This is a genomic window from Bdellovibrionales bacterium (genome assembly GCA_019750295.1).
Lineage (GTDB): Bacteria > Bdellovibrionota > Bdellovibrionia > Bdellovibrionales > JAGQZY01 > JAIEOS01.
The window spans coordinates 1-4,686 of the sequence record JAIEOS010000091.1; the positions used below are offsets into that span (position 1 = coordinate 1).

Here is a 4,686-nt window from a genome sequence, read left to right on the forward strand (position 1 = left end):
GCGAACGCAGTGTCAAAGAGAAACCCATTATAGATAGCCGGATGACCCGGGACGAGGCGCTTTCCGGCTTGGATATTCCGCGTGAAATTCTGGAGAAACAACGACTACTGAAAGTCCACTATCGTGGGCGCGATGGAGAAATACACGAAGGGCAGATAGTCGTTCACGAGGCTATCGCAGAGCGCGTGTTGCTTGTGTTTCAGAAAATGCTCACATTGCATTTCCCGGTAGGGCGGGTCATTCCCGCTTCTGCATTCGGATGGAATGATGCTGTCTTGATGAGGGAGGGTGTGACGAGCGGGTTGAACTATCGGCCGATAAAAAATTCTTCAACTATCTCCTCGCACGGGTGGGGATTAGCTTTTGATCTAAGTCCGGATCAAAATCCTTGTTTTTATACAAACGGCGAAGTGGATCCGCCTGGCGCGCACTACGACCCGAATCGGCCTGGAACACTAACCGCGGACGGAGAAATGGTTCGTTTCATTGAGAGTCTCGGGCTTGTGTGGGGCGGGAGATGGCAGAGTCCCGTTGATACTGGTCACATTGAAGATAGAAAGCGGTGGTTGAAGCTTGTTGGACGTGCTGAGTAGTAGCTTCGGACCTGAGAGGATGAATGCCTCTGCCATGAGGCCTCAGCACCACTAAACCAAAAGGTAGGTCACGTACCCGACGTAGGCGAGGATAAAAAGGGCGCCTTGCCAGCGGTCTATGTGATGTTTTTTGCCGATGAAGAGTGCTGCCATGAGCGCAGTTGTTGCGCCGATGCCTACAAGCGCATCAACCATGAAACCAGGATTAGTTGGAAGCGGGGCAATAGTGGCGCTCAGTCCAAGAATCCAAAATACGTTAAAGATATTTGAGCCCACAATGTTGCCGACCGCGATGTCAATTTCCTTCTTCAAAGTGGCGATGATCGATGTCGCCATCTCTGGAAGAGAAGTGCCGATAGCAACAATAGTGAGACCGATTACGCTTTCTGAAAGACCAAAGAATCTCGCGAAAATAATTGCATTATCAACCAGGAGTTTGCCTCCAATCACGAGTGCCGCAAGTCCTCCAATAATTAAAAGAATAGCCATAAGAGGACTCACCGTTTTCCCTTGGGTTTTTTCGCCTTCGTTTGCAGGAGCGGTGTCATTCCTAGCAATCGCAAATATGTAGAACATGAAGATGATGAAGAAGCCGATGAACGCAAGCCCTTCAGAGCGGGAAATGACGTTTGTCGCCGCGCCATCAAACAAAACGTCACTGCCAAAGATAAGAACAAAAAGCATTGCGAGGAGCGCGAGTGGTATTTCCCACTTCACCGTTGACGATTGAACGGCAAGGGGAGCAATGAGCGCTGAGATACCAAGAATGAGCAGAATATTGCCGATGTTTGAACCGACAATGTTGCCGATAGCGATATCGGTTGCTCCCGTAAATACCGAGTACAGGTTTACGGTAAGTTCCGGAGTTGAGGTGCCAAACGCCACTACCGTAAGACCGATGACAAGAGGGGTAACTCCAAAGCCGCGGGCAACTGAAGAAGCGCCTTTAACCAGGTATTCAGCCCCAAAAATTAATATGACGAGCCCTATGGCAATCATTCCGAGCGAAATCAGTAGCTCCATATCTAGGCTCCAGGATACCGTATAAATTTAATCTGTCTTCCCTCGTTGTCTAAAAAATTTATCGCGTACTTCGCGCGGCATCTTTATATTTCGCTGCGGAGAGGGAGGGATTCGGTCACGAATCACTAAGTATTTTGCTCCTAGGACTCGCAAAATACTAAGTGTTCTCGACCCCGCCTCGCTTGCTTTACTCGCTCCGGCTTTCGAATCCCGTCCTCCTGAAATAACAAAACCCTATAAGGGGCATGTTATTTCAGATGCGGTGTGTATTGAACGATTCGAACTAAGTGAGTCGCACTGCCTTCATATATCTAGAAAGCCTTATAAATTAGTAATTTTTTGAAGATTTATAGAATAGAGGACTAACGCACAATCAATTTACCTTTCTGTTCAAAATGACCTTTACCACAGAGAACTGAGCATAAAAATTCGTACTCGCCTGGGCTAATGTTTGAAAGTTCGATGATAGTTTCTTTTTGGGGTGGAAGGACCTTATCAATCCCAAGTTCTCGAATTCCAAATCCGTGCTGGTACGAATCTTCGTTGAATATACGCAAACGAACAGCGGTGTTGGCGGGAATGATAATCTCATTTGGTTCAAAGCGCCACTCGTTCTTGATTACTCGAACAGAGATATCTTGTGCGTCGCCCTCCTCAACACGGACTTCCTGTTTGGTGTTTGAGAAGTAGGCATACCCTTGAATAAGAACTGCGATACCAGCAACGATAAAGACCGCCGTTATGATCTTGGGAATAATTGAATTGTTATTTTTTAATAAATTCATCATAAGAATTTGGTAATACTAAGATACCGTTTCCGCCCCATGCGGTATCGGGTAGTTTGACGTAGCCGGCAAGCTCTTGGCGTTCCACGTCAACAATACCCATCACGCGGGCGAATTTATTGGAAAAGTACCCGTAGTACCCACCACCTTGCTTCGGCCCAAAAGTAATGCCGTGCGCTCCGCCTGCCGCGGGAATAGTCTTTACTACTTCAAGCGTTTCAAGCGAAATGACGCTTATGTCAGCAGTCTTTGTGTTCGGCACAAATATATGTATGCCGTCCGGCGCTGGCGCGGGCCAAATCGGCCATCCACCAACTTCAACATCTTTGACGTGCTTCATTGTCGTTAAATCAATGAACCTTACTTTATTTTCAAGAAGCAAGCTAATCATCGCATAGCGTCCGTCATTGGTGATAGCGGTCGCAAGTGGTAACCCTGGCGCGTCAAATTCCGCGACCACTTCTTCTTTTTCAAGATCAATAATGTTTAGCTTGTCCGAAAGAGTGGCTGCAATGGAAAGCCACTTGCCGGACGGATCAACCCACATACCATGTGGTCCGAACGAGGTCTTGATTTCTTTAATAACATTTAGATCCTGATCAAGCACGATTACTTTGTTTTCGTTGTTTAATGTCGCATACACCCTGTTGGTTTTAGGACTTACGAAAACATGGGCTGGGGCGTTACCCAAAGCCACACCGCCAATAACTTCTTTGGTCGCGGTAGATATTTTATGAAGTATATCTGCATGCCACTGGGTTTGGAATATAAATCGTTCGTCGTAGCTGTGCCAAGGATTGTGTGGATTATTGAACTCTTTATGAGAGATAACTTTTTTAATGCTCCAGTCCTCTGCACTCACAACTGTGATAGTGCCGGGAAAATCTTGACCGGGGACAACTTCGAATTGAGTATTGATCCAGATTTCTCCAACACCCGGAGTAGCAGGTGGAGGCAAGAGAGAGGGTTTGATAATTTCTTCCGGTGGCCAAAGCTTGTCTTTTTGCGTAGAGGTATCCACGGCAATTTGTCCTCTCATATAAGGATGAGTAGGACAGATGTAGGTGAAGATGCCAGGCTTGGTAAAGCTAAATTCGAAACGTTCACCCTTGCCGTAACCCACCGGTCGCAAATTTGTACTAAACTCCTCCGGACCATCAATAGAGAGAATCGGGTGCGTGTGTACCGGATTGTGAATTTTTCCTGCGTGTTTAGTTTCTTCGGGGCAGTGCTCCCAGACGACCGTATCGCCCGCTTTTATCTTTAAGACATCCGGTCTAAACCATGGTGGTACTTCATTGATACAAACATAATGCGTTTCTGTGACCGGACGTTCAGGCGATAGGAAATAAAAGGCCACACCGAGAAGTAAGACAATCGTGCCAGCAAAGCCCACGCCTATCGTGCGCCACGGCATAACTTTTCCAATTTTTGTTTCTTTAGCTTTATGACGAGGGGCGAAAATCAGATGCGATAAAAAAAAGTAGCCAAATATTGCACCCCCCGATACTAGAAACACATAGAGCGTCATCACAAAAACATATGGCAGTTCAATTGTTCGCAAGGCTCCCAGAAGTAGCGCGCTGTACCATGACACGATTGAGATCGCGCCGATAATCGACAAGGTCCAGAGCTTCTCTGCAAAGCCAGCGCCTTGGTGGAGAGGGCGATCCACGTGTGCGCCAAGGACAGGGAAAACTAATTTTTTGAATGCAAAGCCGTTGAGAAAAACAACTAAAACAATGCTCATCTTAGCCAAAAACATTCCGCTCATGGCAATTGAACCAGTAGTGAAATATTGAACGGCGAGCATCCCCGCTCCGGAAAAAATAAGTAATGCCAAACCAGCCCACAAAATTAGAGAAATTGATGACAAGATAGAAAATTCATCGGAGCTTATTTTTCTGTCGCGAACAGAGCGTAAAAACAAAAAATCGCTGACAGTTGCTCCGCCAACTCCAAGAGCTATGCCAATAATATGTAAAACATAAAAAATAGTTATCCAGTCCATACAGGAGTTATACCAAAAAAATTCAAGGTATCAAAATAAAAATTAACAAGATGAAAACACTCCTCGTTTTGTTTTGGGTAAATGGTCCATTTAGAAAAAATATATCTAATTCGTTGGCGGGGGTATGAACGATTCGAACTAAGTGAGTCGCACTACTCTCATAGCTAAATGGGTTTATCCGATACTAAATTGTCCTGGCGGAGAGGGAGGGATTCGGTCACGAATCACTAAGTATTTTGCTCCTAGGACTCGCAAAATACTAAGTGTTCTCGAC

At 46.0% G+C, this 4,686-nt stretch carries 4 protein-coding genes; 1 reads left to right on the plus strand and 3 read right to left on the minus strand.

Features of this window, described 5'->3' with window-relative positions; translation table 11 throughout:
* Nucleotides 1-593, plus strand: a 593-nt coding sequence (locus K2Q26_13260; protein MBY0316487.1) for a M15 family metallopeptidase, incomplete at its 5' end; no start/stop codon positions are given.
* 51 nt (nucleotides 594-644) lie between these two features.
* On the opposite strand, the gene K2Q26_13265 is transcribed toward K2Q26_13260, so the two are convergent.
* The 3 genes from K2Q26_13265 to K2Q26_13275 form a co-directional block, all read right to left on the minus strand.
* Nucleotides 645-1,616 (minus strand): calcium/sodium antiporter, encoded by a 972-nt coding sequence (locus tag K2Q26_13265; protein ID MBY0316488.1) that lies wholly within the window; start codon nucleotides 1,614-1,616, stop codon nucleotides 645-647.
* A 362-nt stretch (nucleotides 1,617-1,978) separates the two neighbouring features.
* Nucleotides 1,979-2,404 (minus strand): cupredoxin domain-containing protein, encoded by a 426-nt coding sequence (locus K2Q26_13270; GenBank protein ID MBY0316489.1) that lies wholly within the window; start codon nucleotides 2,402-2,404, stop codon nucleotides 1,979-1,981.
* The gene (locus K2Q26_13275; protein MBY0316490.1) at nucleotides 2,382-4,412 is read right to left on the minus strand and encodes a hypothetical protein; all 2,031 of its coding nucleotides are present in this window, start codon (nucleotides 4,410-4,412) and stop codon (nucleotides 2,382-2,384) included. Before K2Q26_13275 ends, K2Q26_13270 begins: the two co-directional genes overlap by 23 nt.
* Between the last annotated feature and the right edge of the window lie 274 nt (nucleotides 4,413-4,686).